The sequence below is a fragment of the Pseudomonas abietaniphila genome (assembly GCF_039697315.1).
Lineage (GTDB): Bacteria > Pseudomonadota > Gammaproteobacteria > Pseudomonadales > Pseudomonadaceae > Aquipseudomonas > Aquipseudomonas abietaniphila_B.
This window is the reverse complement of the sequence record NZ_CP155619.1, coordinates 5,259,208-5,286,129: the sequence shown is the minus strand read 5'-3', so window position 1 is coordinate 5,286,129 and position 26,922 is coordinate 5,259,208. Positions and strand designations below refer to the sequence as shown.

Genomic DNA, 26,922 nt, shown 5'->3' with positions numbered 1-26,922 from the left:
CCATGCAGACCACCCTGAGCGAACAGGCGAAAAGCCTGCCCCGCGGCGAAGAAGCCGAAAGCATTTTGCGCAGTTGCGTGCATTGCGGATTCTGCAACGCCACCTGCCCGACCTACCAGCTGCTTGGTGATGAGCTGGACGGCCCGCGCGGGCGGATTTACCTGATCAAGCAAGTCCTGGAAGGCAAAGAAGTCACCGAAAAAACCCAGTTGCACCTGGACCGTTGCCTGTCCTGCCGCAACTGCGAAACCACCTGCCCTTCCGGCGTGAATTATCACAACCTGCTGGACATCGGCAGGGCTGTGGTCGACGCCGCCGTGCCGCGACCGTTAAGCCAGCGCATGTTGCGCGAGAGCCTGCGCGCCGTGGTGCCGAATGCCGGCCTGTTCAAGACGCTCACGCAGATGGGGAATTCGTTTCGTCCGCTGCTGCCGGGCTCACTCAAGGACAAGTTGCCCGGCAACATTCGTCCGGCCAAAGCCCGCCCCACACAACACCATGCCCGGCAGGTGCTGATTCTTGAGGGCTGCGTGCAACCGGGCCTGTCACCCAACACCAACGCCGCCACCGCTCGCGTGCTGGATCGCCTGGGGATCAGCGTCAAATCGATTGCGCAGGCCGGTTGCTGCGGCGCGGTGGATTACCACCTGAACGCACAGGAACAAGGCCTGGACCGCGCCCGGCGCAACATCGATGCCTGGTGGCCGAGCGTGCAGGCCGGTGCTGAAGCCATCGTGCAAACGGCCAGCGGTTGTGGTGCGTTCGTCAAGGACTACGGCCATATGCTGCGCGACGATGCGGCGTACGCCGACAAGGCAGCCACAGTCAGCGCACTGACCAAAGACCTGGTGGAAGTCCTGCGCGCCGAACCTCTGGAAAAACTCGGGGCCTGCACCAGCGCAAAACTGGCGTTTCATTGCCCTTGCACCCTGCAGCACGCGCAGAAACTTGGCGGCGCGGTGGAAGCGGTGTTGACCCGCCTGGGGTTCAACCTGACCGCGGTTCCTGACAATCACCTATGCTGTGGCTCGGCGGGTACTTACTCGATCACCCAGCCGGTGCTGTCGAAGCAACTGCGCGACAACAAAATGAATGCGCTGGAAAGCGGTCAACCGGACGTCATCGCCACCGCCAACATCGGTTGTCAGACGCACCTGGCCAGCGCTGGGCGCACACCGGTCAAGCACTGGATCGAACTCATCGAGGACGCGCTGCATCCAAGCTGATCGCAGCCGTCTTCTCCCTTTCGCCCCCCTCTTCTTCAGGAGAACTTCATGAAAACCAAATCCGTTCTGACCCAGACCGAAGTCACCCAGATCCTCGCTGCCGCGCGCGCCGACGCTCAGGCCAACGGTTGGGCCGTGTCCATTGCCGTGACCGACGACGGCGGTCATCTGCTGGGCTTTGAGCGCCTGGACGGCTGCGCCCCGATTGGTGGCTATATCGCCATCGAAAAAGCCCGCACCTCGGCGCTGGGTCGTCGCGAGTCCAAGGGCTACGAAGAGATGGTCAATGGCGGTCGCACCGCGTTCGTGACCGCGCCACTGCTGACCTCGCTGGAAGGCGGCGTGCCGGTGATCGTGGGCGGCGAAACCATCGGTGCGGTGGGTGTGTCCGGCGTTAAAGCCGACCAGGATGCACAAGTCGCCAAGGCCGGTGTCGCGGCGGTGAATGCGGGATAACCAAACGCACGCGGCAGAAGATGCACAGACATTTTTTATGATGGAGAACCCGAGATGACCGAATTCGTCAACAGCCACAACCTCAAGGTAGCGGCCAATCTGAAACGCTTTGTCGACGAGGACGTGCTTCCCGGAACGGGGTTGGACCCGGACGTCTTCTGGGCCGACTTCGACTCGCTGGTCCACGACCTGGCGCCCATCAACCGTGAGCTGCTGGCCGAGCGCGACCGGATTCAGGTGCAGATGGACAAATGGCACAAGTCCAATCCGGGCCCTGTCACCGACATGCCTGCCTACATCGCCTTCCTCGATTCCATCGGTTACCTGCAACCGGTGCCGGCGGAGGTTCAGGCAACCACCAGTAAAGTCGACATCGAAGTCAGCGAACAGGCCGGTCCGCAGCTCGTCGTGCCCGCCGCCAACGCGCGTTACGCGCTCAACGCCGCCAATGCCCGCTGGGGCTCGCTGTATGACGCGCTGTACGGCACCGATGCGATTTCCAACGACAACGGCGCAGAGATCAAGGCCGGTTACAACCCGCTGCGTGGTAAAAAAGTCATCGACTTCGCCCGTGCTCTGCTCGACGACGCCGTGCCGTTGGCGTCCGGCTCTCATGTCGATGCCAAGGCCTACGCCGTGGACAGCGGCGAATTGCGGGTGACCTTGGCCGACGGCAGCCAGTCGCGCCTCGCACAACCGGAAAAATACGTCGGCTACCAGGGTGAACCCCAGCAACCCACCGCGATATTGGTGAAGAACCACGGCTTGCACATCGAAATCCAGATCGACCCGACCAGCCCGATCGGCAGCAGCGATCCAGCGGGCATCAAAGACCTGCTGATGGAAGCGGCTCTGTCGACCATCATCGACTGCGAAGACTCCGTGGCGGCCGTTGACGCCGACGACAAGCTGGTGATCTACCGCAACTGGCTGGGCCTGATGAAGGGCGACCTGACCGAAGCGCTGATCAAGGGCGGCAAGACCATAACCCGCCGACTCAACCCCGACCGCGAATACACCGCCGCCGACGGCAGCCACATCACCCTGCACGGTCGTTCACTGCTGTTCATCCGCAACGTCGGCCATCTGATGACCAACCCGGCGATCCTCTACGACGGCAACAAGGAAATCCCGGAAGGTATTCTCGACGGCGTGATCACCAGCCTGATCGCACTGCATGACCTGCACAATCGCGGCAACTCGCGCGCCGGCAGTGTCTACATCGTCAAACCGAAGATGCACGGCCCGGCCGAAGTGGCCTTCGCCGACCAGCTGTTCAGTCGCATCGAAGACGCCCTGAAGATCCCGCGCAACACCCTGAAAATGGGGATCATGGACGAAGAGCGGCGCACCAGCGTCAACCTCAAGGCCTGCATCAACGCAGCGTCCGCACGGGTGGCGTTCATCAACACCGGCTTCCTCGACCGCACCGGCGACGAGATGCACACCTCGATGGAAGCAGGCCCGATGCTGCGCAAGGGCGACATGAAAGCCACGCCGTGGATCAAGGCCTACGAGCGCAGCAACGTGCTGGTCGGTCTGGCGTGTGGCCTGCGCGGCCGCGCACAGATCGGCAAGGGCATGTGGGCCATGCCGGACCAGATGGCCGACATGCTGGAGCAGAAGATCGGCCATCCGAAATCCGGTGCCTCCACGGCCTGGGTGCCTTCACCGACGGCCGCCACCCTGCACGCCCTGCACTATCACAAGGTCGATGTGAAAGCGGTGCAACTGGAGCTGGAACAGGTCGATCTGGACAGGGTCAGCGAATCCATTCTGCTCGACCTGTTGAGCATCCCGGTGGTGGCCGAAGCGAAGTGGACCGAGGACCAGATTCGCGAAGAGGTCGAGAACAATGCGCAAGGGCTTCTGGGCTATGTCGTGCGTTGGGTCGAGCAAGGCGTCGGCTGTTCGAAAGTGCCGGACATCCATAACGTCGGCTTGATGGAGGACCGCGCCACGTTGCGCATTTCCAGTCAGCACATTGCCAACTGGCTGCGTCACAAGGTGATCGACGATCACTACGCAATGGAAACCCTCAAGCGCATGGCGAAGGTCGTGGACAAACAGAACGCAGGCGATTCGGCCTACAAGCCGATGGCGGAAAACTTCGACAAATCGGTTGCGTTCCAGGCGGCGTGCGCGCTGGTGTTCAAAGGCCGTGAACAGCCGAGCGGGTACACCGAACCGCTGCTGCACGAGTTCCGGTTGGCGTACAAGCAAGAAGACAAATAAAGCCGTCCCAGCAAGACTGCAGCACCTGTGGGAGCTGCAGGAGGTTACGACGGTGGCGAAAGCGGTTTACCTGACGCACTGCATTCGCCACTGTAGTTACCTCCTGCAGCTCCCACAACGAGATGTGTCAGCCAGAAATCCCGGTCCGCACACCCTCGTGATCAGGTGCTTTCCCGCACCACCAGTTCAAACCCCAGATCGACCTGCGCCTGCTGGACATTGCCGTCCAGCAAGCCGAGCAGCAATTGCGCGGCGCGCTGGCCGACTTCTTCACGGGGGGTACGAATGGAGGTCAGACGCGGCACCATATGGGCCGAGCCTGGCAGGTCGTTGAAGCCGATCAGCGACACTTGCTCGGGGATCTTGATTCCGCGACGCAATGCCTCCAGCGCGGCTCCTTGCGCCAGGTCGTCGTTACAGAAAAAGACCCCGTCCACGTCCGGATGCTCTGCCAGCAGACGCGCGAACAATTCGCCGCCCAGCCCGATCGAGGACGGCAGCGGCGAAGCCATCTGCAGGGTCTCGTCATACAGCCCCTGCGCTTCCAGTGCGCCGCGAAATCCCGTGCCGCGCTGAATCACTCGTGGGTCGAGTTGCGCCGACACGTACGCCAGACGCCGACGCCCACGGCTCAACAAATGCCGCGCCGCTTCGGCGCCCGCCTGCTGCTGGGAAAACCCCACACAAGGCTCCGCGCGTGCAGGGTCGAGCTCCATCATGTGCACGCACGGCACGCCGCTGGCCGCCAGCAGCTGTTGCGCAGCCTGACTGCGATCGAAGCCGGTCAGCAAAATGCCGCGCGGTCGGTTCGCCAGATGGCTGCGCAAAAGGTTCTCTTCTTCTATAGGCGAGTAGTGATAGTTACCGATCACCACTTCCAACCCGCGCGGGCGCAAGACGGATTGAATGGCTTCCAGTGTCTCGATGAACAACTGATTGGACAGGGACGGCACCAGCACCACGACCGACTGACTTTGCGAGGAAGCCAGTGCGCGGGCAGCAGGGTTGGCGACATAGCCTAGACTTTGCGCAGCGGCACGGACTTTTTCCACCAGTTCCGGCGCCACCGTGGCCACGCCGCGCAACGCTCTGGAAGCGGTAATCGGGGAAACGGCGGCCAGTTTCGCGACTTCATTAAGCGTGGGACGACCGGTGGAGCGGGAACCAATGCGTGTCATGCGTTGCCAACTGATTGGAAGGAAAAGCTGAAGGGGTTGCGATTGTCTCGGATGGGCTCTAAGGTAGCGCTATCTCACGGAGGCCCGCAACTTTCTTCGATCGTACTCACGAACGGAACCGTTGCATCTCATGGATCAGCGAGATACCCATAACAATGACTACACCCGGAAACAGTCTTGCCGGTCTTGCACACCATCCGGCAAAGACAGCGCTGTCTTCGGGACGAGGTTTTTATGACTACTGCTCCACATGCAATATCCGCCGTTGTGGTAATGGGTGTTTCCGGCTGCGGCAAAAGCGCCGTCGGCGCTGAAATTGCCAAGAACTGCGGCGGTCGCCTTATCGAAGGCGATGCGTTCCATCCTCAAGCAAACATCGACAAGATGAGCGCTGGCCATCCTCTTAATGACGAAGACCGCGCAGGCTGGTTGACCCGCCTGGGCGAAGAAGTGGCCAACGCGCTTAAAAATGGCGAAAAGCCGGTTCTGACCTGCTCCTCGCTCAAGCTCATTTATCGTGACCGTCTGCGTGCAGCCGTGCCTGGGCTTGGCTTCGTGTTTCTGGAGTTGACCAAGGAACTGGCGACCGAGCGATGCTCCCACCGCCCGGGGCATTTCATGCCGGCCAGTCTGGTGGACAGCCAGTTCGCGACCCTTGAGCCGCCCTACGGTGAAGACCGTACGCTGGTCGTGGATGCGACCAAAACCATCGAGACCATCGGTGCCGAAGCGGCGTCCTGGTGGACCGCCTCGCAAACCCAATCTGCCAACGCTCTCACCGGCTCCTGATCCTCGATCCGGCGTGAGCGACAAAGATAGCGCTGTCTTTTTGTGTGCACACGGCAGTGAACAACAGCGCTGAGCAGTAGCTCCAAAAAAACAAAATACAACGGAGAGACACCCCATGTTCGGTATGACTCAAGACACGTATCTACTCGTCGATGCGTTGGTGACCATCATTGGCCTCGTGCTATTGATCACCAAGTTCAAAGTCCACCCTTTTATTGCACTGACCATCGCAGCAGGTTTTCTCGGGCTGACCTCCGGGATGCCAGTAGACAAAGTCATGAAATCGTTCCAGGACGGTTTTGGCGGCGTTCTGGGTTTCGTCGGTATCATCCTTGGCCTCGGCACCATGCTTGGCAAACTGATGGCCGACTCCGGCGGTGCCGACCAGATCGCCCAGACGTTGATTCGTCGCTTCGGCAAGGATCGTGTTCACTGGGCCATGATGTTCTCGGCCTTTCTGGTCGGTATCCCGCTGTTCTTCGAAATCGGCTTCGTGCTGCTGATCCCGCTGGTGTTCATCGTTGCCCGTCGCAGCGGCGTCTCCATCGTCAAGATCGGTATCCCGCTGCTCGCCGGCCTGTCCGCAGTACACGGCCTGGTGCCACCGCACCCGGGCCCGCTGCTGGCCATCGGCATTTTCAACGCTGACATCGGCAAGACCATTTTTTACGGCCTGATCGTCGCCTTCCCGACGGCAATCATCGCAGGCCCGATCTTTGGTAAATGGATCGCCAAACGCATTCCTGGCAACCCGTCCAAAGAGTTGATGGACCAGATTGCCAAGGAATCGACCAACGAGAACCTGCCGAGCTTTGGCATCACGCTGGTCACGATTCTGCTGCCGGTGTTCCTGATGCTGCTGAAGACCTTCGCCGACGTCGCGCTGCCGGCAGGCCATATCTTCCGCATCTGGATGGACTTCATCGGTCACCCGATCGCCGCCCTGCTCTTCGCGTTGCTGCTGGCGTTCTACACCTTTGGTTCGGCACGCGGCTTCAGCCGTGACCAGATCATCAAGCTGCTGGACCAGAGCCTGGCGCCAGTCGCCGCGATCGTGCTGATCGTGGGCGCGGGCGGTGGTTTCAAACAAATGCTGGTGGACAGCGGCGTCGGTAACCTGATCGGTCACATGGCCGTGCAGGCGCAGATTTCGCCAATCCTGCTGGCGTGGCTGGTCGCTGCGGTGATCCGTGTCGCCACCGGCTCTGCAACCGTCGCCACCATCACCGGCGCGGGTATCGTGGCGCCTGTCGTTGCCATGGTGCCGGGCGTTAACCGCGAACTGCTGGTGCTGGCCACCGGCGCGGGCTCGCTGATCCTGTCCCACGTCAACGATGCCGGTTTCTGGCTGGTGAAGCAGTACTTCAACATGACCGTGGTTGAAACACTGAAGACCTGGACCGTGATGGAAACCATCCTCTCCGTGGTCGGTATCATCTTGATCATGCTGCTGTCGCTGGTGGTCTGATTCCCTGACCGCTGCACCCATGCCCACCCTCGCGGTGGGCATGTTGTTTCTGCCCCCCGCCAGTGTCTGCCCGCACCCACGCCACACGAACTCAGGCAGCCTGTCGCTGATTTGCTTAACTCATCTCACTTTGCCGCCACGCAATTAGGAACTCTCCTACACTGCTCTAGGAGATCACGTACAAGCAGGCTAATGAAAATTTCATCGCCGTCTGGCACGAGTTCTTTGCAATAAATGCGAAAGGAGTGTGCAATAGGCGCCGCCCCGGATCTGGCTATCAGGGTTATAGCCAATCCTTTAGGGGATTTACTGCCAAAAACAGGCAAAATTCGCATGCCGTCTGGCCTCAGGAGCACCCATACCAATGACAAGAATCGGGTCCTGGGGAATTAAAACCGTACCCATGGCGTCATACTGACGGACGCATTTGGATGCACTCGGCATTACCACCACCCAAAAGGCTAACGCCAGCCTCCTGGTAGAGGCGCTTCAAGAGGCCATCAAGGAAAAGATTATGTTGATACTCACCCGCAAAGTCGGCGAAAGCATAAACATCGGTGACGAAATCACTGTCACCATTCTGGGCGTACAAGGCCTTCAAGTAAGGCTCGGCATCAACGCACCGAAGAATGTTTCAGTACACCGTGAAGAAATCTACAAACGCATTCAGGCTGAAATTGCCCCCAACCAAGAGCCCCAATGATCCACCCGGTGCAGCTGACTTGCCCACCCGCGCGCAACGTTAGTCACCCGGGTTCACTGTTTTTAGTCACGCGTCTGCTGCTGCCCGGCGGCAGACCCATTAAACGGCGTATGCCCGACGCCGTTTATGTCGGAAATATGTTTGGATCCATAACAGCCGCACTTCCCCTGGGCGTTGGCTAACTAACCCATCCGCTCGCTAGTTAACTGACGGGTTCAACGCAAACTGCTCTGGCACGCACTTTTCCGACTGATCCGCGGCATCATTGCCCGGTTCTTTCACCTGAGCGCTCAATAAAAAACGGCCGGTTTCCCCAATGAAAACCAGCCGCTTGTGATTCAGGAATCAGGACGACTCAGTCCGGATGCGGCAAGTGCTGAACAATGCTGTCCTTTGCCAGCAAGCGTTTTTCCTTAAGCTTCTTGAGTTGATCGTCCGAGATATCGCCAGCCGATCCGGCCTCCGCCTTGACGATGTCGGCGTCGATCATGTCGTAATGTTCGACCAGTTGATTGAGCTTGGCATCCTTGCTGCGAAGCTTGCCCAACTCGTCTTTGCTGACACTTAAATCCGCGTACAAATCGTGCTTGACCGGCATGGTGCGCCTCTCCTCTGATGACAGATGTTGAATGATTGAGGGTAGCTCACCCCAAAGGTTCGGCATTTTTGCAATGCAATCGACCGATGCGTGCTCGCCGCTAACCGACATGGGCATACCTGTTCAACGCCAAAGCCAGCGTGCGCGCGGCGGTGCCGGAAGCGTTTGATCGCTCAAACCAACAGGTAATGCGCGTGACCGCTCAGTCCGCTTCCCTTGCCCGCCGCGCTTCATAGGATTTGAGGTTGACGTAAACAGCCTCCAGCATCGACAGCTGCCCTTTCGCGGACTGATCGGTGCTGGAACGGCGGGCGACCATATCGCCGATCACGTGCTCGACCTCGATCGGCGCGCCCCGCTCGATATCCCGCAGCATGGACGCCGTCATCTTCGAGCCTTGAGTGGTCAGCATGGTTTGAAAGCGCTGCCTGACGTCGCGGCGAATGGCATACCCGGCATCCTCCGCAACCTGGGCGCATTCCGCCAGCAACTTGAGAATCATCACCTCTCCTCCACTGGCGATCACATCACCGATACTGGCGCGCATCGAGCCGGTGATCCCTGCGCCCGTGGCGATGAAACACCATTTTTCCCACATTTCCTGAACGATCTGCTGACTCAGGTTGGCATCGAAGCCTGCATCTGCCAGCGCCTCGGCGACCTTGAGAATGCGCGGCGTCAACGCACCGCTGCGTTCGCCAAAGGACAACTGGTTAGTGTCGTTCAGATGCAAGATGGCGCCGGAAGCATCACGATCAAGGGAAATCAGGCACTGCCCGCCCAGGACGTTCTCAGGCTCAAAGCGCTCGGCCAGTCGGTCCAGATGCGCCATCCCGTTAAGCAGCGGCAAAATCACCGTCTGCGGACCGACCGCTGCCGAAAAGGACTCCATGGCCGCGTCGAGGTCGTAAGCCTTGCAACTGAGCAGGATCAGATCGAAGGTCTGATCCAGCATCGGCGTCATCACATGCGGGGGCGACGGATACTGAATATTGCCCAGCGGGCTGCGCACGATCAGGCCGCTGCGGTCCAGCTCCTCGGCGCGCCCAGGGCGAACCAGAAACGTGACGTCGCGCCCGGCTTCCAGTAGCCGGCCGCCGAAATAGCCACCTATCGCCCCTGCACCCACGATCAAGATACGCATGTGTTTCGATTCCTTTTGGAGTCAGCCTGAGAGGGTTCGGACAACCCAGAATAGATGAATGCGCCCACTCTATCCAACCGTGGAATGATGGCCAACATATTGTTTTTCAATGCATCGAGACGCCGGGCGCAGACGCGCCGGCAAAAAAAATCCCGGAGCGCGCAGGCGGTCCGGGATAGGTGTTGCAAGGAGAGTCAGGATTGCGCGTTGGCCAGTACAGGCCAGAGGAACGGTTGGCGCTGTTCTTCGCGGTTGACGACCAGCCGACGGCTGAGGCTGACGGGCTGGATCACCGGCTGTTGCAGACGCGCAAGCACCGCATCGATGACGGCGCCACTGGCGTCATTGTGGAACTGCCACACGCCGTAGATACGACCGTCAAACGATGCCTCGCTGCCCAGTCGTGGATCGACGCCGAGTCCGGCGCCCAGACCGAACAGGTGCAGCCCGTAGAGGCGCTGACCGTTACTGTCGAGCGGGCAGCCGGAAGGATCGGAATCCAGACCGCCCTTGACCTCCATCAGGCTGACGGCGGCCCCACCCGCATAGGTCAGCGTCGGCAACAGGGGCTGATACCCGGTGCATTGCACCACGACCTCGGATTCAGCCAAGGCCTGCCGCGCACTTTCGAATTGCCCTTCCGGGCCGTTCTGGGTCTGCAGCAGATGCACACGCACCCCGGTCTTGCCAATATGGCCGCGCGACAGTGCCTCACGCCCTACATCCAGCGCACGGTAACGCAACCCGCCCGAGCGGTTGACGCGCCCCGAGACCGGGCACACGTCTTTCAGCGGATCGAATGCATACCCGGCTTCGGTTGCCGCCTCAGCGGTTTCGTAGAACAAGCGGATGGGCGAACGGTGCACGAGGGTCACTTCACGCAGGCCCGCAAATTCCAGCGCATCGGCGAGATTCTCCAACACCGAGAACGCGCTGTGAGAGCCCCCGACCACACTCACCCGGCCGTTACGCGCCAGGGTTGGCGCGAAGAAATCGCGCAATTGCACGCCGTTCATGCGCAGCAACTCATCGGCACTTTGCACTGTGGCAGAGGGGGGTACCGCCAACCCTTGATCGGCCAGACTGTTCAGCAAATGCCGTGGGTCCTGGCGGCCGCCCAGATTGAGGACGACAGCCCGGCAGCGGATACGGCGACTACGCCCTTCCGATTCAACCCACACCTGATATTCGTCGTCTTCATGCACAACCTCGGTAATCGTCGTGCTGGTCCACAGTTTCACACCGTAGTGTTCGACAATGAAGTTCAGCACCAGCGTGGACGCCTCGGCCAGCAACTCCGCAACATCCGAAAGCTGCGGCGCACTTTGCGCCTGACGGCGGATGCGCCAGTAGGCAGGTGAGTGCTCAAGGGGTTCGAACACGTCTCGCAACGCGGGGTCGCGCAGACAATCGAGGAAGACATCGCCCACCGAGTTGGCGGTAATCCTGTAATCACCCAACCGACCCGTGCCGGGGTTGGGGCTCGCATCGACAATAATCAAGCCTTCCTTGGCCAATTCAGGCATGGCGCCGCTTTTCAACGCATTGAAAAGCAACCCCATCCCGGCGGGTCCGGCTCCCCCTACTACGCAACCACAAACGGTTTCCAGATGATCTCCATACATAATCGTAACTCCGAACTTAGTCGATGCATTGAGCGCGCCCATACAGGCGTGGACCCTGAAATAACAGGCACAACCAACCGCCCGTTCTGACCTGACTTCTTTTTATATCGAACTGGATACATACAACGTGGAACGGGCAAAATGTGGGCATGACTACCGTGACAACTGACAGCAATGTCAGTCGCGATTCAAACGAGAGGATCACCTGTATTTCTTGTTCTTCAGGCGCATTGAACACGCGGTACAGTGCCAGCGTCCGGCCTGGACATGACGAACAGCAAACGAGAGGAAATAGAATAACTGGGCAGGCTTTCTAGAACACTGACGGACGCTACCGCCCTCTCGCCAAGCGCTCTGGATCGAGAGTTTCATGCACGCCGTGAAAGCAGCCGAGAATCTATTACAAACTATTACAAGAGAAAAACCGTAAGGTGATAGTTTCAAAAATCCCGTCAAGTGTCAAATTTTCGAGAATTTATCAAAATATCCATTTTGCATTCGCAAGCCATTGATTCTTAGGTTATTTATTTTTTGACGCCGGTATTTTGTGACAAGCGCGATGCTCAATGCATTTTTAACATTAAAATAATCGGTATTTAGAACAAACCAAGTAAGACACGGTATTTCCCCGCCCGCCTACGCGACACACTTGCCGGAATTTTGTCGCGCCATAAAGTGCTATTTACAGCAGATTACGGATGGCGCTCTTTATTTATGCTTTTTTATCAAAATGCGCTTTTTATGGCGCCGGATTTCATCCCTGCGGCAGGCACCGAGGCGCCAAGGCTTTGATGCCTGCCGATGAGTGGTCGCACCAGCGGGAAAAAAAGCAGAACTATTCCGGACCAATTCGTCTCCATTATCAGGCTCTTGCCCGCTTTTGAACTGACATAGAGGTCGCTGACATGAATGCTGAGAAAAACCGTCGGTCCAGCATTGCCGAGATCGATTATTCCCGGGACACCCTTTTCGGGCCGATCCCGATGCAGGCCACCTGCCGAGTGAGGCTGGCGACGGTCGAGCAAGACGGGCATACCTTGAGGGAGTTGACCATTATCGGCGACGTACCGGATTACCTGCCCAAGTCCGCCATCATTCGCATCGCACTGGATGGCAGGATAGAAGCAGGACCGATTCGCGAGCAGTACGCCACCGACGAAGAGGGCGAGGAACGCTTTAAAGTGCTGTTCGAAAATGAGCACCGCCGTCGGGTGCATTGATCGTGCGAGGCGAAGGCTCTTTCAGTTTTGACTGGCAGGTTGCAGGCCATGCTGAACGTTGGCGTGCAAATCGGTTTCATGAAGCATGAGCGCCTGACCGAGCGGCACATCGCGACCCTGCACTTCGACTTCCTTAACCGAATAGTGAGCAGGGTCTGACCCCGCTTCCTCTCCGTACCGTAGCCCATCGAGCTTGGGCGCCGCATCAAGAACCGGGTCTTTGGGCAGCAGGCGCTGGCGCTCCAGTGCGGTCATCGGTGGCTGGAAATTGGCGGTTCTCGCCTCGAGCCGTTGCAACATCACGACAACGACGGCGACACAGACCACCACGACACCCAGAAGTGAGCCGACACCCCACAGTACTCGGCGCCGGCGGATCATTCCTCTCGAATTGTCACGGTCTGGCAGACCCAGGTCATTGGGCTGGTGATGCGCCATGCATTCCCCTCGAGATTTAAAGTCGGCGCTCATCCGCCGTAGCCGGCCTTAAGATAAAAGGTAAATGCCCGGTTTGCCAGAGTCATTTGAGCCATCGTCCGTGCGCTTGTCCGAGGGTGACCGTCTTAACGCGCCATGCTGCGATACAGTGCGTTTGTTCGCTGTCATCTCTTTCATATATCAGGAAGGGATAAAGACTAATAAAACTTTTCCGAACATCCACGCATTCGGCAACTGCGCTTTTAAACTTCCATGCTTTTGAAGGTGCCTGCCGGACAGGCTAATAAAGAGGGGATACAACAACGCCCATGATAACCACTGCACCATGGGCGTACGGGAGTGACGCGATAAAACAACGATTAACTCGCCAACGCATGCCTGTGGATGTGTCGGCTGTTGTTGAGCTCTGCGTGCAGCTCGGAAATCAGCTCGCACAACGCCCGGCTGGTGTCCAGTCGGTCCAGCGCAATGCCGCTGACCAGCAGCTCTACGTGCTCGGTTGTGGGGTCGATGACCTCAACCGTCATGGTGTCGTCCAGAACGGTACAATTGCACCGCATGGGCAGAAACGCACTTTCAATTATGCTGCGCAATTCAAGGTTGGAGAGTGTGCATGCAATCATTAGCGATATCCTCCCGAGGCGGTCCCTGTCACCACATGTACAGTCGCTCGCCTGACACATTTTATTAATGGCTTCCTTGTGTTTAAACGTGGATCTTTATTCAACGCCTCGACTAAATGAAGGGTGAATACCCAATTTATACGCCTCGCCCTAACTTGAAGCAAATAAGCGACTCCGCGTGCTTCAAATCAGGGAATACGCAAGTGATCTCTTAGAAAAAACGTTTCATCAGGAATAACGTGCGGATAAAAGGAGGAATTTTTTCTGATGAGAGGGCCTGGCGCTGTCGGATGTGAAAAGCGGAAGCGAGTTTTTGGGGCGTCCACTCGTCGGCCACTGTAACGTTAACCGACGAATGACGTGTCTGGCTTACTCCCGAGGGAGGCGCAAATGGATGAGCGCAACGCGAGCGCCCTTCTTGTCCTGACGCTCCTCTATCGCGAAGGGTTTGAAGCCCAGCTTGGGGTAAAACAGCAGGCCGGGCACGTTGTGGTTAAAGCAGGAAGCCGTCAGCTCTTTCGCCTCATGCTTGCCGAACGCGAGCTCCATCATGCAGCCGATCATATAGCGACCGACCCCCTTGGCGCGGGCGTGTGGCGCAATAATGACATTGCCCATTGAACAGCGTCCGCGAAAGTCGTAGCGCGAAAAGTTGGCAAAACCCACCACCTCGCCATCCAGCTCGATCACCGTGTTATCGGAACGCTGTTCGATTGAATCGCGCAGCTGCGCGGGCGTGAGCGGGAAAACCGCCTTGGGGAACATGTAGAACAACTCATCGACACTCTGGGGCATGTCGCATATAGCCGGGATGTCTTTTTCTTCCAGGGGACGATGTAGAAACATGACGATTAACCTCTCGAAGAAACGGGCGCTGAGCGGAAACTATAGGTCAAACACTGGCCCGAGGACATGATCTGATCCGCTCTGGAGCACATATATATGTCAGAGCGGCTATCACACGCTGTCAGTGCTGATCCCATAGGACAATTTTTTTAAAAAATAGTCCCAAGGTGTTTCAATCTCGTTCCACCGAGCGCTAAAAACCCGTCGCAAGCCCCTGAAGAGATTGAACTTATACGAACCGGGCATAACGCATGCGCCTGCTGGGCCATTCATGCAATTTGCATGAACCAGACGTTACATTACAAAAATAACGTATTGATATTTAACAGATTTTTCAATATATCGATCTGGCACAGGCACTGCACCTATCCCTGCGAAGTCACACCCTTATTCGCATGGAGCAGCACAACAATGAATGTCTCGCCTGATTCTTATCCTGCCGCTGTAGAAGAACCCTCCTCTGTCTCGGGCGTGTCCTGGGGCGCTATCTTCGCCGGTGCCGCGGGCGCCGCAGCTTTATCCTTGATACTCGTCCTGCTGGGCTCGGGTCTTGGTTTCTCGGCGATGTCGCCTTGGGCCAACGAAGGCGCCAGCGCTAAAACCATTGGTATTTCCACAGTGGTCTGGCTTGCGTTGACGCAAATCATTGCCTCTGGCCTGGGCGGCTACCTGGCCGGTCGCTTGCGGGTGAAATGGTCGAACATGCATGGCGATGAAGTGTATTTCCGTGACACCGCTCACGGCTTCCTGTCGTGGGCTATTGCGACCCTGGTCGCCGCCGTGCTGATCGTCGGGTCCGTCAGCGGGCTGGTAGGCAGTGGCGTCAAGGCGGGTGCCAGTGCGGTGGCAGGCGTAGCCGGCACGGCCGCTGTCGCTGCAGGCAGCGCTGCCAGCAACACCAGTGGCGATCAATATGGTTATTTCGTCGACACCCTGTTCCGTGACGACCGTCCGGCTGCTGTCAGCGACGACGCAGCACGCGGCGTGGTGGTGCGGATCTTCACCAGGACACTGGCCAACGATGGTCAATTGGCGCCGGAAGACCGCAACTACCTGGCTCAACTGGTCGCTCAGCGCACCAACCTCAGCCAGGCCGACGCACAGGCCCGTGTCGATCAAGTGTACGGCCAGGCTAAGCAAGCGGTCGCCGATGCGAAGTTGAAAGCTCAACAGGCCGCTGAAACTGCTGCGAAAGTGGCTGCGATGAGCGCGCTCTGGACCTTCGTTGCCCTGCTCTGCGGCGCCTTCGTTGCCAGCCTTGCAGCCATCTGGGGTGGCCGTCGTCGCGATGCCGTGACGTACGTCGAAACCCGTGCCTACGCCACTACTTCCAACATTCGCTGAGTATCAAGGAGAAACGCTATGCGCTCATTACTGCTGTGGTTCCTGGGTGTGCCAATTCCCGTGATCATCCTGATCGCACTGTTCATGCATTGACCGAGTCGTAGACGATCCGCGTGGCGCCCTGAGTATCTGGCAGGCACACGCGGATTTTTTATTGTCCGGGATCTGGCGCGTGACCGGTCAGTTCGCGGTCATCTCCTCCTTCATGTACGTCACCAGCGTGCGCTGCACGTCCGTCAGCAAACGGTTCCCCGCAATCAACGCCAACTCACTTGCAGGCACCGACGCGAACCCCTCCTCCGCGCTCAACAGACGATGGTCCGCCCGCATCGCCGACGCGGGCAGCAGACTGATCCCCAATCCTGCCGACACCGCCGCCTGAATGCCCACCAGGCTCTGACTGGCAAACGCCACGCGCCATCGCCGGCCAGACGACTCCAAGGCATGCACGATGCGGTTGCGATAGATGCAGCCCTGCGGATAAACCACCAGTGGCACCGGGTCTTCGATGATCCGCACCTCCCGACCGGCGACCCAGTTCACTTGCTCAGGCCAGCTCGCCAGTGCTGGTTCGTCTCGCTGCGCCTGACGAGAAGGAAGGTCCCGCTTCACCAGCGCCAGATCGATCTCCTTGGCCTCAAGCCGTGCATGCAGGTCGACACTCAGGCCATTGACGGTGTCCAGACGAATGCGCGGGTATTGCCGCGCGAACCCCGAGAGCAAGGTCATCAGTCGCTGCACATCGAAATCCTCGGGCACGCCGAGTTTGACCACGCCCGTGTCGTCGCTGCGACGCAGCACACTGTGCGCTTCCAGAGACAACGCCACCAGACGACGGGCATAGCCCAACAGGCGCTCGCCATCTTCGGTCAGCTCAATGTGTTTGCTCGCGCGTTGACGCAACAACAGCGGCCGTCCCAGCTGTTCCTCGAGCTTGCGTATCTGCTGGCTGACCGTGGATTGCGTGCGATTGACCCGTTCCCCTGCCTTGGTGAAACCGCCAGCATCGACCACGGAGACGAAGGTGTGGAGCAGTTCGAGATCAAACATGGCTGGGCCTTTCATTCGAGTATCGAATTATTTTTTCAATTTAATTTAATTTTACGATCCACTCTACAGGTTTCTAAAGTTGGGCACACACCTGAACACGGAGCTGACCATGAACCTTCCCCCTACCCGGCCGCGCTGGCTGACCTTCGATTGCTACGGCACCTTGATTCAATGGGACGAAGGCCTGCTCGATTGCGTCCGTGACCTGTTGCAGCGCAAAGGCAGGACGGACCTGGACGTTGACCGTTTCATCACCGTCTATGACCGCCACGAACATCGACTGGAGCAAACACCTCCCCACCGCTCGTTCGCCGAGATTTCCAGACTGTCGATGTCCCTGACACTGGAGGAACTGGGCATGCCGTTCGAGCCCAAAGATGGCGAACGCCTGATCCGGCGCATCAGCCAGATGCCGCCCTTTCCCGAGGTCGTCGCTACGCTCCAATGGCTGAAAACGCAGGGCTTCATGCTGTGCATCGTCTCCAACACCGACGACGACATCATCGCGGGCAACGTCGCTCAACTGGGCGGTTGCATTGACCGGGTGATCACGGCTCAACAGGCGCAGGCGTACAAGCCGAACCATCAGCTGTTCCAGCATGCTCACGCGCAATTGAGTGTTGGCATCGATGACGTGCTGCACATTTGTGCCAGCCCGCATCTGGACCTCGAAGCCGCCAAGGGCATGGGGTTCCGGTGTGTCTGGATCGACCGGGGAACCCAACGCAAGCCGCTCCCGGACTACACTCCTGACGCGACACTGCCGGACTTGGCGAAAGTGCCGCATTACCTTCGCAGCCGAGGCTGGGTGAACGAGTAAGGAGAGACTTATGGCGCACGATCTGCGTTTTTCCGGTGATCATCTGCATGATCGTCACGACAGGCGTTATCCCCATCTGACTGCCCCACAGGTCCAGGCCGCCCGCATCGATCTGGCGGCCAGCTTTCGCATGGCGGCGCGACTGGGTTTGAGCGAGGGCATCTGCAATCACTTTTCAGCGCTGGTACCGGGTTATCCGGAGCTGTTTCTGGTGAATCCCTATGGCCTGGCCTTCGCAGAGATCACGGCGTCGAGCCTGCTGGTCTGTGACTTCGACGGCAACGTGATCATGGGGGATGGCAAGCCTGAGGCGACGGCCTTTTATATCCATGCGCGGCTGCACCTGCACAAGCCACAGGCAGCGGCGGCGTTCCATACCCACATGCCCCATGCGACGGCGCTGGCGATGCTGGAAGGTGAGCCCTTGGCCTGGGCGGGTCAGACCGCGCTGAAGTTTTATGGGCGTGTGGCGGTGGATGAGGATTACAACGGCCTGGCGCTGGACAATCACGAAGGCGACCGGATCGCGGCGTCGATGGGTCAGGCAGACATTGTGTTTTTGAAGAATCACGGGGTGATGGTGACGGCTCCGAGCATCGCGCAGGCCTGGGACGATCTGTATTACCTGGAGCGGGCGGCTGAGGTGCAGCTCAAGGCAATGAGTTCCGGGCGTCCGTTGAAGGTGATCGATCAGGAGGTGCTGCTGCGTACGGCGCGGCAGATGAGTGAGGAGGATGCTGAGAGTGCGCGGTTGCATCTGGAGAGTGTGAAGCGGGTATTGGCGAGGACTGAGCCGGATTTTGCTGATTGAGTCTGGGGGTTTGGCGCTGAGTTTTTGTGTCTATCCATGGTGTGTGGGGGTGCTGGTATTTCTGGTTCTGCCTAACGGCAGAAGCGTTCCGCCTTCGTGAACTGTCCCCTCGGTTGGACTGGGTGTCCAACTTTCGGGGGTCAGTTCATCGGCGGGTCACTTGAAAAGACACCAAGTAACCAAGTGTCTGCTCCCGGTTGGGCCCGACTTCGTCGGGTTCCCGCACTCCGACGACGCTCCGTGGGCACGCCGCCATCCGCCATCCATGGCGGGGGGCGGCTCTCGCGGCCTCCATGCCGCTCGGCCCACTCCGCGTAGTCTACGTTTGGCCTGCACCCAAGTCGCGTTTTGTGTTGTCTGGACTGTTGCGTACAAGAGCGACGCGGGCTGGAGCTAACGCTCCTCGCTTTTTTGATGCGTGCATCATTCGTCCGCTTTCCACCCTTATTCTGCGCTGCACTCTTAACTGTAGGAGCGCGCTTGCCCGCGATCTGCCGGGAACCGGCAGCAAAACCTGTGCACGCGGGGTGTCAGGCATCATCGAGTCGCCTGATTTTACTACCGCTGCGCGGTAGATCGCGGGCAAGGTGGAACGCCACTCGGTAATTGTAGGAGCGTGGCTTGTCCCGCGATCTGCCGGGAACCGGCAGCAAGACCTGTGCACGCGTCGTGTCAGGCATTACTGAGTCACCTGGTTTTGCTACCGCTACGCGGTAGATCGCGGGACAAGGTGGAACGCCACCCCGGTCGCTCCTACAGGATTCGCGTGATCCGATGTTTTTGCTTTTGATCTTCATACCGAGAAATTCCAGACACCACAAAACGCGACTTGGGTGCAGGCTGAACGCAGGCGGCGCGGAGTGGGCCGAGCGGCATGGATGCCGCGAGAGCCGCCCCCCATGAATGGCGGCGGGCGGCGGGCCCACGGAGCGTCGCCGGAGTGAAGGTACCTCGACGCAGTCGAGGCCAAACCAGGAGCAAGGCGCTTTTGGTTGTTTTGGCGCCTTTTCAAAAGTGACTCGCCGAGGGGCGAAAAGGTGAATCCGTGTCGCCCGGAACAACGGATATACACACAAAAACCAGCACCACCAGACATCCAGAACGCCTCGAATCCTGAACACCTCAAATCGAACCCATGAAAAAAGCCCCCGAAGACTCAACGTCAACGAGGGCCAAGGCACTGCGCTCACAGTTCTATTTCAAGGCTCGAACAGCCCTCAAGGCATCCCCAGCCAGTTCGGCAGCGCCAGCGAAATAAACGGCACGTATGTCACCAGCAACAGGAACACCAGCAGGATCGACAACCATGGCAACGCCGCGCGAATGGTCTGTCCGAGCGTCAGACCGGTCACCGCCGAGGTCACGAACAGGTTCAGACCCACCGGTGGATGCACCAGCCCGATCTCCATGTTCACCACCATCACGATACCGAGGTGAATGGGGTCGATTCCCAGTTTCATGGCGATCGGGAAGAAGATCGGTGCAAGGATCAGGATAATTGCCGAAGGCTCCATGAAACTGCCCGCCACCAGCAACACGATGTTAACCATGATCAAAAAGCCGATGGGCGTCAGGCCTTCGGAAATAACCCAAGCGGTAATCTGCTGCGGAATCTGTTCAGTCGTCAGCACATGCGCAAAGAGCATCGCGTTGGCAATGATGAACATCAGCATGATGGTCAACCGCCCGGACTCCAGCAGGACCTTCGGGCAATCTTTCAAACGCATGTCTTTGTAGACGAACAGCGCGATGAACGCTGAATACACCGCCGCGACAGCCGCTGCCTCGGTGGGAGTGAACATGCCGCTGTAGATGCCACCCAGGATGATCACCAGCAACAGCAGACCCCAGAACGCCCGCTGCGCGGTATGCAGCCATTGACGGAACGACACCCGAGGCTGGGCGGGCAGCTTTTTGACCCGGGCGACGATGTAGATCACCACCATCAACGCCACGCCGAGCAAGATCCCCGGCACCACACCGGCGATGAAGAGCTTGCCAACCGAGGTCTCCGTCGCTGCCGCATACACCACCATGACAATGGAGGGAGGGATCAGAATGCCCAGCGTACCGGCGTTGCAGATGATCCCGGCGCCGAATTCCTTCGGGTAACCGGACCGCACCATGCCCGCCACGGCAATCGAACCCACCGCCGCCACCGTCGCCGGAGATGACCCGGACAACGCCGCGAACAGCATGCATGCCAGCACCGCCGCGATCGCCAGACCGCCGCGAATGTGGCCGACGCAGGCATTGGCGAAGTCGATCAGCCGTTGCGCCACGCCGCCGGTGGTCATGAACGCACCGGACAGCAGAAAGAACGGAATCGCCAGAAAGGTGTAGCTGTCGGACGTCTCGAACAGCTTGATCGCCAGCGAACTCAGGGAGTCCGGGCTGAACAGCAGAATTGAGGTGGCACCGGCCAGCCCGAGCGAAATCGCGATAGGCACGCCAAGGAACATGAACACGAACAGCAGCAGGAACAAACAGATAACCGTCATCAGTGTTGCTCCTCACCAGGGTTGGCCAGCTTGCTCGCTTCTGCCGCTTCGTCAGCCAGGCCCAGACCGGTCTGCCGGTGGGTCCAGATGCGGTAGAGGATTTCCAGGTAACGGGCAATCACCAGCGTGAAGCCGATCGGAACGATCAGCGTGATGTAGGAGACTTTGATGCCAAAACGGTCCAGGTCTTCAGCCCCGATACCCGCCACCCACAAAGCGGACACCCACTTGTAACTCGCGACCAGAAACAGTCCGGCATAGGCCAGGCAGCAAGCACAGGCCAGCATCGCCAGAATGCGTTGCACCGGCTTGCTGGTTTTCTTGACCAGCACGTCGACCCCCAGGTGCCCGGCGGTGCGCACGCCGTAGGAAATCCCGAAAAAGATCAGCCATCCGAAGAGGGCCTTGGTCAGCGCCACGCTCCAGGTCATGCTCTGCGCGTAGCCCATCAAGTGGTCGCCAATCCCTGCGAAAAAGTCGCTGCTGACCGCCCACTGATCGCTGAGGGTATAAAACAGCGTGTAGATGTTGTTCAGCGCCACGTAGACGAATGTCACCAGCGTCATGGCAGCCAGCAGGAAGGCGATGAAGCCCTCCTCCAGATGCTCCCAGAGTCGCGTCAGCGATTGCATAAGAATTCTCCGAACGTAGAGGGTGACCACCCCTTGCCCGGGTGGTCACGCAGACATCACTGCCTGTGTCGATCAGACGGCCTTGAGAATCAAGGTGCCTTGTTCGAGTCGTCCGCGGCCTTGATCAGGTCCGCGCCGATTTCGTCGGAGAACTTGTCCCAGACCGGTTTCATGACTTCGCGCCATTTGGCACGTTGCTCAGGGGTGAGCGTGTCAATTTCGCTGGTTTTGGAATCGATGATTTTCTGTTTGGCGGTCTGGTTCAGGGCTTCAGCCTGTTTGTTCACTTCGACCGTCACCTGGTCCATGATTTTCTGCAGTTCGTCACGCACATCGGCGGGCAGACCGTTCCAGAACTTGGAGTTGGTGATCACCATGTAGTCGATCAGGCCATGGTTGGTTTCGGTGAAGAACGGCTGTACTTCGTTGACCTTCTGGCTTTCGTAGTTTGACCAGGTGTTCTCGGTGCCATTGACGGTGCCGGTCTGCAGACCCTGATACACCTCGGCGAAGCTCATCTTGCGCGGGTTGGCATGCAGGGCGACGAACTGGGCTTCCAGGACACTGGAGGCCTGTACGCGAAATTTCAGGCCGCGGGCGTCTTTAGGCTCGATCATTTTCTTGTTCGCGGACAGTTGCTTCAGGCCGTTGTGCCAGTAGGCCAGGCCATGAATGCCCTTGTCGTCCATGGAGGTCAGCAGCGCCTTGCCCTGAGGACCCTGCTGGAAGCGGTCGACAGCGGCGAGATCATTGAACAGGAACGGGAGGTCGAAGATCTGCACCTTCTTGGTGTATTGCTCGAACTTGGCCAGCGACGGCGCAAGCATCTGCACATCCCCCAGCAACAGCGCTTCCATTTCCTTGCCGTCACCGAACAGCGAGGAGTTCGGGTAGACCTCGACCTTGACCTTGTCTTTCAAGGCCGGATCGGCGGCAACCATCTTTTGGAACATCAAGGCGCCCTGACCTTTCGGGGTGTTTTCGGCCACCACGTGGGCAAACTTGATGACGATTGGGTCAGCGCACGCCATGCCGGCCATGGACACTGCAGCGGCGCAGAAAAGCGCCTTGGTCAGCTTCAACATCGATATCACCTTTTTATTGTTGTAGGAGCTTATTTTTGTAGGAGCAGTCGGTGGTGCTTGAGCGTTGTGCTATCTAACGATGCCGAACACAAGGTGTTTAGAGAATCAGCTTTTTTGTAAGCCAGCGTTCGTCAGAGCTGAACGCCAGTCTTTCTCCATGAAATCCCCCACCCGCGATCCAGACACCGACCTCGAGAAAGTTAGCACGCTAATTAAGAAGTGCCACCAGTCCACGCACCTTGGGGCTATCACAGCCTCCGCCTCTGGGAGCGAATTCATTTGCGAAAAATCTGCCAGGCGATGGAGATCCATCGCGCTTACTGGCCAATCGCGAATGAATTCACTCCCACAGGGAATGTGACGGGATCAGAGGTTTTTACTGATTCGCCAACGCCAGCAGGCGCTGCGCACGCAACAAAACCGGCGCATCGACCATTTGTCCGTCGAGTTGAAACGCCCCGGCCCCTTTCGCAGCCAGACTCGCGTCCACCACCCGCTGTGCCCAGCCCAGATCGTCTGCACTGGGCGCGAGCGCGGCATGGATGACCGGCACCTGTTTGGGATGAATGCACAGCGCACCGCCATAGCCCATGTCATAGGCATGTCGAATCGCGCGGTGCAGGCCGTCGGGGTCGCCGATGGCGGGATGCACGCCGTCCAGTGGCGGCAACAGCCCCGCGCCTCGGGAATGCAACTGCACCGACATCCGCGCCTGATCGAGAAACATCTGCGCAGCGGGCGTGCCGCTGTTGAGGTTCAGGTCAAGCGCCAGGTCCAGTCCGCCGAACGACAGGCGCTCCACGCCCGGTGCATGCGCGATGGCTTCCAGCGCCAGTAAGCCTTTGGCGCTTTCGATGATCGGCCAGACCGGTTTACCGGTTTGCCAGACGGCAGCCACGTGCGCGGCACTTTCGACTTTGGGCAGCAACATGCCGGTGACCCCGGCGTGCTGCTTGCAGAACGCCAGATCCGCAGCGTGCTCGGCGTGATCGGGAGCGTTGACACGCACCCAGAGCGACACCTGCGGATTAGCCTGGAGAAACGCCGCCAGATGATCCCGGGCCTGACGTTTGAGCGGTTCTTCGACGGCATCTTCGAAGTCGACGATCACCGCATCGGCGCCAGCCGCCAGGGCTTTGGCGAAGCGTTCGGGTCGACTGCCAGGCACGAACAGTGCGGAGCGGACGGTGGATGGGGGCATGGTGAAGCGCTCCTGAAAATGAAATTCAACTAGCAATGACCTGCGAATGGAAATTCTGTGAGAGCGAGCTTGCTCGCAAAGAGGCCCGTACATCCGACACTGATTGCGTCAACTGCCCCAGTGCTTTCGTCGGAATGCCGCCCAGAACAAGCTCGCTCTTACAGGTCCGGCGGTTGGCCGGAGTTTGAGGTCATTCAAACCACCCCGGCCGCCAGCATCCGCGCCTGCTCCTCGGCACTGAACCCCAGCTCGCCAAGGATGCTGCCCGTGTGCTGCCCCAATCCCGGCACGCCATCCATGCGCGGGGTGAACGCTGTGTTGCGTCCAGGAGGCAACAACGAAGGCAACGGACCAGACGGGCTGTCCACTTCGCGCCAGCTGTCGCGGGCCTTGAGCTGAGGGTGATTCCAGACGCCTTGCATGTCATTGACGCGCGCATTGGCGATCTGCGCGTCTTCAAGCCGCGCGACCACTTCGTCGACGCTCAACGAGGCAAAGCCATCGACAATGATCTGCCGCAGCACCTCACGGTTTTCCGAGCGTTTGAAATTGGCCGAGAAACGCGCGTCGGTGGCCAATGCCTTGTCCAGCAGCACCTTTTCGCAGAACAGCGCCCACTCGCGCTCGTTCTGCAGCCCCAGCATGATCGTGCCACCACCCCCCGTCGGGAACGGCCCGTAAGGGTAGATGGTCGAGTGTGAAGCGCCCGCCCGTGGAGGCTGAGGCGCGCCGTTGTAGGCGTAGTACATCGGATAGCCCATCCACTCCACCAGGCTTTCCAGCATGCTGACGTCGATGCGGCTGCCCTCCCCGGTCTTGTCGCGCAGCAACAACGCCGACAGGATCCCGGTGTACGCGTACATGCCGGCGGCGATGTCAGCGATAGAGCATCCAGCCTTGGCCATTTCGTTTTCGCCTGGGCCGCCGGTCACCGAGAGAAAGCCGCCTTCGCTCTGAATCAGCAAGTCGTAGGCTTTCTTCTTTTCATAAGGGCCGCCTTCGCCGTAGCCGGAAATATCGCAAACGATCAGCCGTGGAAAACGCGCATGCAGCGCCTCGAACGACAGGCCCATGCGCGCCGCCGCACCCGGCGCCAGGTTCTGTACCAGCACGTCGGCGTTACCGAGCAAGGACTCGAGAATGTCGCCCGCTTGGTCCTGCTTGAGGTCCAGGGTCAGGCTTTCCTTGGAGCGGTTGGTCCAGACGAAATGCGAGGCCAGGCCATCGACACGCTGGTCATAGCCACGGGCGAAATCGCCGACGCCCGGGCGCTCGACCTTTATCACGCGTGCGCCCAGATCGGCCAGTTGCCGCGTGCAGAACGGCGCCGCGATCGCGTGCTCCAGACTGACCACGGTGATGCCGTCCAGTGGACGGGGGTTTTGTTGAGTCATGTGTGGAAACCTCTCATACGCTTCGTTGTAGGAGCGTGGCTTGTCCCGCGATCTGCCGGGAACCGGCAGTAAAACCAGACACCTCGGTATGCCAGACACTCCGGGACTCTGAATTTGCTGCCACTACGCGGCAGATCGCGGGACAAGCCACGCTCCTACAAAGGTTGGCGTTCGCTTTAAACCAAATCAGCCAAATCCCGCGCATCGCGCAGGTGCCAGACGCGCTCGATCAAGGCCTTGCCCTGCTCCGGCGTACGGGCTCCGGAAAACGCCAGCAGACGCTGAACCTTGTCCTCCAGCTCCGGACGCGACAGGGTGTTGCCCGGATCGCCTTTCGGATCGTCAATCGCCGCGCTGAAGGTCTGCCCGGACGTCGTGGTCACGACCACGCGGCCCAGCCAGCGGGCCGGATAGGCGCCATCGACTTCAGGGTCGAGTTCCATCGTCACTTTTTCACGGAAGGCCGCCACGTCAGCATCGGTCAGCGCCAGATCACGGAATTCGATCAGCTGCGCACTGCCATGCACGGCGATCAGGCCCAGCACGGCGCCCATCGAGAACTTGGCCTGATGCACGGTCTGCGGCACATCGACCCGCCCCAGCACATCGATCGCTCCTTGGTGAACACGCGTGACCACCTTGGCGATCTGGTCATGGCGCAGGTGCTCGCGCTGCATCAGGTGCAACAGCGCATCAGCCGCCGGATGCGTGTGACGGCACGAGGCGTGGAACTTGAACGAGGTTTCCACCAGCGCCCAACGCGAGCCAAGCCGGTCGGACAATTTGCCCGGGTCGCTGTCGGTCGACATGCCGGCCGCCATGCCCTGATCCCCTTCGAGGATGTTGCGCGCGCCGGTCAGACCGTCCTGGGTCATGTACGCGGCGAGCAAGCCGTCCGCCGCCGCTTTGGCGGTGTGCAGCTGTTTCGAATCAGCGGCGTCGCGCAGGAATTCCCATAAACCGGCCGCCTGCGTCCCGGCGCTGCCCAGCAGGTTGATGAACTGCTCTTTGTCGAAATCCAGCAACTTGCCCACTGCAACCGCGGCGGCAAGGGTGCCGACCGTGGCCGTGGTGTGGAAGATGCGGTAGTGCGAGCGGCCCATGAACTCGCCGATGCGAATCCCGGCTTCGTAACCGGCCACCGAAGCCAGTAACAGGTCTTGACCGGACTTGTTCAGGTCCTGCGCGGCGGCCAGCGCCGCAGAGAACACCACGGTCGCCGGGTGCAGCACCGAACTGTTGTGCAGGTCATCCTGCTCGACCAGATGCGAAGACGCGCCGTTGACCAGCGCCGCGAAGTACGCCGAGGTGCCACGTCCGTTGACCAGAATCTTCGACTTGCCGTCTGCCGGCCCCATGCGCTCGGCATATCGTTCGAAGATTGGAATCGGCCGCGCGCCCTGACTGGCGAGGCCGGAGCCGATCCAGTCCAGAAACAGGTCTTCGGTCCGGTCCAGCACGTGGCCTGGAATCTGTTCGTAGGTCAGCTCGGCGAGAAAGGCCGCCAACGCCTGGGTATGACTCATCTGGGTGTC

25 protein-coding genes are annotated in these 26,922 nt (G+C 59.3%); 11 read left to right on the top strand and 14 right to left on the bottom strand.

Annotated features, from left to right (window positions below):
• Positions 1–2: 2 nt before the first annotated feature.
• Genes glcF through ABDX87_RS23295 form a run of 3 tightly spaced genes read left to right on the top strand, consistent with a single transcriptional unit; the run spans position 3 to position 3,917 of the window.
• Entirely contained in the window at positions 3–1,226 is a 1,224-nt protein-coding gene (gene glcF, locus ABDX87_RS23305; protein WP_346829989.1) for a glycolate oxidase subunit GlcF, read from the top strand.
• 48 nt (positions 1,227–1,274) lie between these two features.
• Positions 1,275–1,682 carry a heme-binding protein gene (locus tag ABDX87_RS23300; protein WP_346829988.1) on the top strand — a complete coding sequence of 136 codons (408 nt, stop codon included), beginning with the start codon at positions 1,275–1,277 and terminating at the stop codon, positions 1,680–1,682.
• A gap of 54 nt (positions 1,683–1,736) precedes the next feature.
• Positions 1,737–3,917, top strand: a complete 2,181-nt coding sequence (locus ABDX87_RS23295) for a malate synthase G (protein WP_346829987.1) — start codon at positions 1,737–1,739, stop codon at positions 3,915–3,917.
• 161 nt (positions 3,918–4,078) lie between these two features.
• Here the strand turns inward: ABDX87_RS23295 and ABDX87_RS23290 are convergent, their stop codons facing one another.
• Positions 4,079–5,095, bottom strand: coding sequence for a LacI family DNA-binding transcriptional regulator (locus tag ABDX87_RS23290; protein ID WP_346829986.1), 1,017 nt, complete (start codon positions 5,093–5,095; stop codon positions 4,079–4,081).
• Between the two features lie 273 nt (positions 5,096–5,368).
• On the opposite strand from ABDX87_RS23290, the gene ABDX87_RS23285 reads away from it, so the two are divergent.
• The 3 genes from ABDX87_RS23285 to csrA all read left to right on the top strand — a co-directional run bounded on the left by ABDX87_RS23285 (position 5,369) and on the right by csrA (position 8,055).
• Complete coding sequence (locus ABDX87_RS23285; RefSeq protein WP_346833601.1) at positions 5,369–5,884, top strand: gluconokinase; 516 nt, start codon at positions 5,369–5,371, stop codon at positions 5,882–5,884.
• A gap of 115 nt (positions 5,885–5,999) precedes the next feature.
• Entirely contained in the window at positions 6,000–7,352 is a 1,353-nt protein-coding gene (locus ABDX87_RS23280) for a GntP family permease (protein WP_346829985.1), read from the top strand.
• 514 nt (positions 7,353–7,866) lie between these two features.
• A complete protein-coding gene (gene csrA / locus ABDX87_RS23275) occupies positions 7,867–8,055 on the top strand; it encodes a carbon storage regulator CsrA (RefSeq protein WP_062380972.1) in 189 nt (62 codons plus the stop codon).
• A gap of 355 nt (positions 8,056–8,410) precedes the next feature.
• Here csrA and ABDX87_RS23270 read toward each other — a convergent pair whose 3' ends face one another.
• From ABDX87_RS23270 to ABDX87_RS23260, 3 genes are all read right to left on the bottom strand, one after another.
• The gene (locus ABDX87_RS23270) at positions 8,411–8,653 is read right to left on the bottom strand and encodes a DUF465 domain-containing protein (protein WP_346829984.1); all 243 of its coding nucleotides are present in this window, start codon (positions 8,651–8,653) and stop codon (positions 8,411–8,413) included.
• Positions 8,654–8,855: 202 nt separating this feature from the next.
• A complete protein-coding gene (locus tag ABDX87_RS23265; protein WP_346829983.1) occupies positions 8,856–9,797 on the bottom strand; it encodes a ketopantoate reductase family protein in 942 nt (313 codons plus the stop codon).
• A gap of 194 nt (positions 9,798–9,991) precedes the next feature.
• Entirely contained in the window at positions 9,992–11,422 is a 1,431-nt protein-coding gene (locus ABDX87_RS23260; RefSeq protein WP_346829982.1) for a pyridine nucleotide-disulfide oxidoreductase, read from the bottom strand.
• A 698-nt stretch (positions 11,423–12,120) separates the two neighbouring features.
• Here ABDX87_RS23260 and ABDX87_RS23255 point away from each other — a divergent pair.
• Positions 12,121–12,306, top strand: a complete 186-nt coding sequence (locus ABDX87_RS23255) for a hypothetical protein (RefSeq protein ID WP_346829981.1) — start codon at positions 12,121–12,123, stop codon at positions 12,304–12,306.
• Positions 12,307–12,327: 21 nt separating this feature from the next.
• The gene (locus tag ABDX87_RS23250; protein WP_346829980.1) at positions 12,328–12,642 is read left to right on the top strand and encodes a hypothetical protein; all 315 of its coding nucleotides are present in this window, start codon (positions 12,328–12,330) and stop codon (positions 12,640–12,642) included.
• Between the two features lie 21 nt (positions 12,643–12,663).
• On the opposite strand, the gene ABDX87_RS23245 is transcribed toward ABDX87_RS23250, so the two are convergent.
• The 3 genes from ABDX87_RS23245 to ABDX87_RS23235 all read right to left on the bottom strand — a co-directional run bounded on the left by ABDX87_RS23245 (position 12,664) and on the right by ABDX87_RS23235 (position 14,549).
• A complete protein-coding gene (locus tag ABDX87_RS23245; RefSeq protein ID WP_346829979.1) occupies positions 12,664–13,080 on the bottom strand; it encodes a hypothetical protein in 417 nt (138 codons plus the stop codon).
• A gap of 359 nt (positions 13,081–13,439) precedes the next feature.
• Positions 13,440–13,640 carry a DUF1652 domain-containing protein gene (locus tag ABDX87_RS23240; RefSeq protein WP_431061174.1) on the bottom strand — a complete coding sequence of 67 codons (201 nt, stop codon included), beginning with the start codon at positions 13,638–13,640 and terminating at the stop codon, positions 13,440–13,442.
• Between the two features lie 432 nt (positions 13,641–14,072).
• Positions 14,073–14,549: a GNAT family N-acetyltransferase gene (locus ABDX87_RS23235; protein WP_346829977.1), complete on the bottom strand. Its 477-nt coding sequence runs from the start codon at positions 14,547–14,549 to the stop codon at positions 14,073–14,075.
• A 411-nt stretch (positions 14,550–14,960) separates the two neighbouring features.
• Between ABDX87_RS23235 and ABDX87_RS23230 the strand changes: the two genes are divergently transcribed.
• On the top strand, positions 14,961–15,893 hold the full coding sequence (locus ABDX87_RS23230) for a hypothetical protein (RefSeq protein WP_346829976.1): 933 nt from the start codon (positions 14,961–14,963) through the stop codon (positions 15,891–15,893).
• A 180-nt stretch (positions 15,894–16,073) separates the two neighbouring features.
• On the opposite strand, the gene ABDX87_RS23225 is transcribed toward ABDX87_RS23230, so the two are convergent.
• Entirely contained in the window at positions 16,074–16,943 is an 870-nt protein-coding gene (locus tag ABDX87_RS23225; RefSeq protein WP_346829975.1) for a LysR substrate-binding domain-containing protein, read from the bottom strand.
• A gap of 109 nt (positions 16,944–17,052) precedes the next feature.
• Here ABDX87_RS23225 and ABDX87_RS23220 point away from each other — a divergent pair, with 109 nt between their 5' ends.
• Both ABDX87_RS23220 and ABDX87_RS23215 read left to right on the top strand, forming a co-directional pair.
• Entirely contained in the window at positions 17,053–17,763 is a 711-nt protein-coding gene (locus ABDX87_RS23220; protein WP_346829974.1) for a haloacid dehalogenase type II, read from the top strand.
• A 10-nt stretch (positions 17,764–17,773) separates the two neighbouring features.
• Positions 17,774–18,574 carry an aldolase gene (locus ABDX87_RS23215; RefSeq protein WP_346829973.1) on the top strand — a complete coding sequence of 267 codons (801 nt, stop codon included), beginning with the start codon at positions 17,774–17,776 and terminating at the stop codon, positions 18,572–18,574.
• A gap of 1,217 nt (positions 18,575–19,791) precedes the next feature.
• On the opposite strand, the gene dctM is transcribed toward ABDX87_RS23215, so the two are convergent.
• The 6 genes from dctM to ABDX87_RS23185 all read right to left on the bottom strand — a co-directional run bounded on the left by dctM (position 19,792) and on the right by ABDX87_RS23185 (position 26,913).
• The gene (gene dctM / locus ABDX87_RS23210) at positions 19,792–21,075 is read right to left on the bottom strand and encodes a C4-dicarboxylate TRAP transporter large permease protein DctM (RefSeq protein WP_346829972.1); all 1,284 of its coding nucleotides are present in this window, start codon (positions 21,073–21,075) and stop codon (positions 19,792–19,794) included.
• Positions 21,075–21,707, bottom strand: a complete 633-nt coding sequence (locus ABDX87_RS23205) for a TRAP transporter small permease (protein ID WP_346829971.1) — start codon at positions 21,705–21,707, stop codon at positions 21,075–21,077. Before ABDX87_RS23205 ends, dctM begins: the two co-directional genes overlap by 1 nt.
• Before the next feature lie 89 nt (positions 21,708–21,796).
• Positions 21,797–22,792 (bottom strand): TRAP transporter substrate-binding protein, encoded by a 996-nt coding sequence (locus ABDX87_RS23200; RefSeq protein ID WP_346829970.1) that lies wholly within the window; start codon positions 22,790–22,792, stop codon positions 21,797–21,799.
• 376 nt (positions 22,793–23,168) lie between these two features.
• On the bottom strand, positions 23,169–23,993 hold the full coding sequence (locus ABDX87_RS23195; protein WP_346829969.1) for an HpcH/HpaI aldolase/citrate lyase family protein: 825 nt from the start codon (positions 23,991–23,993) through the stop codon (positions 23,169–23,171).
• Positions 23,994–24,187: 194 nt separating this feature from the next.
• The gene (locus ABDX87_RS23190) at positions 24,188–25,387 is read right to left on the bottom strand and encodes a CaiB/BaiF CoA transferase family protein (RefSeq protein WP_346829968.1); all 1,200 of its coding nucleotides are present in this window, start codon (positions 25,385–25,387) and stop codon (positions 24,188–24,190) included.
• Between the two features lie 176 nt (positions 25,388–25,563).
• Positions 25,564–26,913: an MmgE/PrpD family protein gene (locus ABDX87_RS23185; RefSeq protein ID WP_346829967.1), complete on the bottom strand. Its 1,350-nt coding sequence runs from the start codon at positions 26,911–26,913 to the stop codon at positions 25,564–25,566.
• Positions 26,914–26,922: the final 9 nt, after the last annotated feature.

Bases quoted from the DNA above. Each gene is read 5' to 3' on its own strand.
- ABDX87_RS23225 (WP_346829975.1), bottom strand. From the start codon at position 16,943: ATGTTTGATCTCGAACTGCTCCACACCTTCGTCTCCGTGGTCGATGCT.
- glcF (WP_346829989.1), top strand. From the start codon at position 3: ATGCAGACCACCCTGAGCGAACAGGCGAAAAGCCTGCCCCGCGGCGAA.
- ABDX87_RS23285 (WP_346833601.1), top strand. From the start codon at position 5,369: ATGGGTGTTTCCGGCTGCGGCAAAAGCGCCGTCGGCGCTGAAATTGCC.
- ABDX87_RS23235 (WP_346829977.1), bottom strand. From the start codon at position 14,549: ATGTTTCTACATCGTCCCCTGGAAGAAAAAGACATCCCGGCTATATGC.
- ABDX87_RS23255 (WP_346829981.1), top strand. From the start codon at position 12,121: ATGGCGCTCTTTATTTATGCTTTTTTATCAAAATGCGCTTTTTATGGC.
- ABDX87_RS23185 (WP_346829967.1), bottom strand. From the start codon at position 26,913: ATGAGTCATACCCAGGCGTTGGCGGCCTTTCTCGCCGAGCTGACCTAC.
- ABDX87_RS23240 (WP_431061174.1), bottom strand. From the start codon at position 13,640: ATGCGGTGCAATTGTACCGTTCTGGACGACACCATGACGGTTGAGGTC.
- ABDX87_RS23220 (WP_346829974.1), top strand. From the start codon at position 17,053: ATGAACCTTCCCCCTACCCGGCCGCGCTGGCTGACCTTCGATTGCTAC.
- ABDX87_RS23260 (WP_346829982.1), bottom strand. From the start codon at position 11,422: ATGTATGGAGATCATCTGGAAACCGTTTGTGGTTGCGTAGTAGGGGGA.
- ABDX87_RS23245 (WP_346829979.1), bottom strand. From the start codon at position 13,080: ATGGCGCATCACCAGCCCAATGACCTGGGTCTGCCAGACCGTGACAAT.
- ABDX87_RS23190 (WP_346829968.1), bottom strand. From the start codon at position 25,387: ATGACTCAACAAAACCCCCGTCCACTGGACGGCATCACCGTGGTCAGT.
- ABDX87_RS23250 (WP_346829980.1), top strand. From the start codon at position 12,328: ATGAATGCTGAGAAAAACCGTCGGTCCAGCATTGCCGAGATCGATTAT.
- ABDX87_RS23195 (WP_346829969.1), bottom strand. From the start codon at position 23,993: ATGCCCCCATCCACCGTCCGCTCCGCACTGTTCGTGCCTGGCAGTCGA.
- ABDX87_RS23290 (WP_346829986.1), bottom strand. From the start codon at position 5,095: ATGACACGCATTGGTTCCCGCTCCACCGGTCGTCCCACGCTTAATGAA.
- ABDX87_RS23215 (WP_346829973.1), top strand. From the start codon at position 17,774: ATGGCGCACGATCTGCGTTTTTCCGGTGATCATCTGCATGATCGTCAC.
- ABDX87_RS23230 (WP_346829976.1), top strand. From the start codon at position 14,961: ATGAATGTCTCGCCTGATTCTTATCCTGCCGCTGTAGAAGAACCCTCC.
- ABDX87_RS23265 (WP_346829983.1), bottom strand. From the start codon at position 9,797: ATGCGTATCTTGATCGTGGGTGCAGGGGCGATAGGTGGCTATTTCGGC.
- ABDX87_RS23280 (WP_346829985.1), top strand. From the start codon at position 6,000: ATGTTCGGTATGACTCAAGACACGTATCTACTCGTCGATGCGTTGGTG.
- ABDX87_RS23205 (WP_346829971.1), bottom strand. From the start codon at position 21,707: ATGCAATCGCTGACGCGACTCTGGGAGCATCTGGAGGAGGGCTTCATC.
- ABDX87_RS23270 (WP_346829984.1), bottom strand. From the start codon at position 8,653: ATGCCGGTCAAGCACGATTTGTACGCGGATTTAAGTGTCAGCAAAGAC.
- ABDX87_RS23300 (WP_346829988.1), top strand. From the start codon at position 1,275: ATGAAAACCAAATCCGTTCTGACCCAGACCGAAGTCACCCAGATCCTC.
- csrA (WP_062380972.1), top strand. From the start codon at position 7,867: ATGTTGATACTCACCCGCAAAGTCGGCGAAAGCATAAACATCGGTGAC.
- dctM (WP_346829972.1), bottom strand. From the start codon at position 21,075: ATGACGGTTATCTGTTTGTTCCTGCTGCTGTTCGTGTTCATGTTCCTT.
- ABDX87_RS23295 (WP_346829987.1), top strand. From the start codon at position 1,737: ATGACCGAATTCGTCAACAGCCACAACCTCAAGGTAGCGGCCAATCTG.
- ABDX87_RS23200 (WP_346829970.1), bottom strand. From the start codon at position 22,792: ATGTTGAAGCTGACCAAGGCGCTTTTCTGCGCCGCTGCAGTGTCCATG.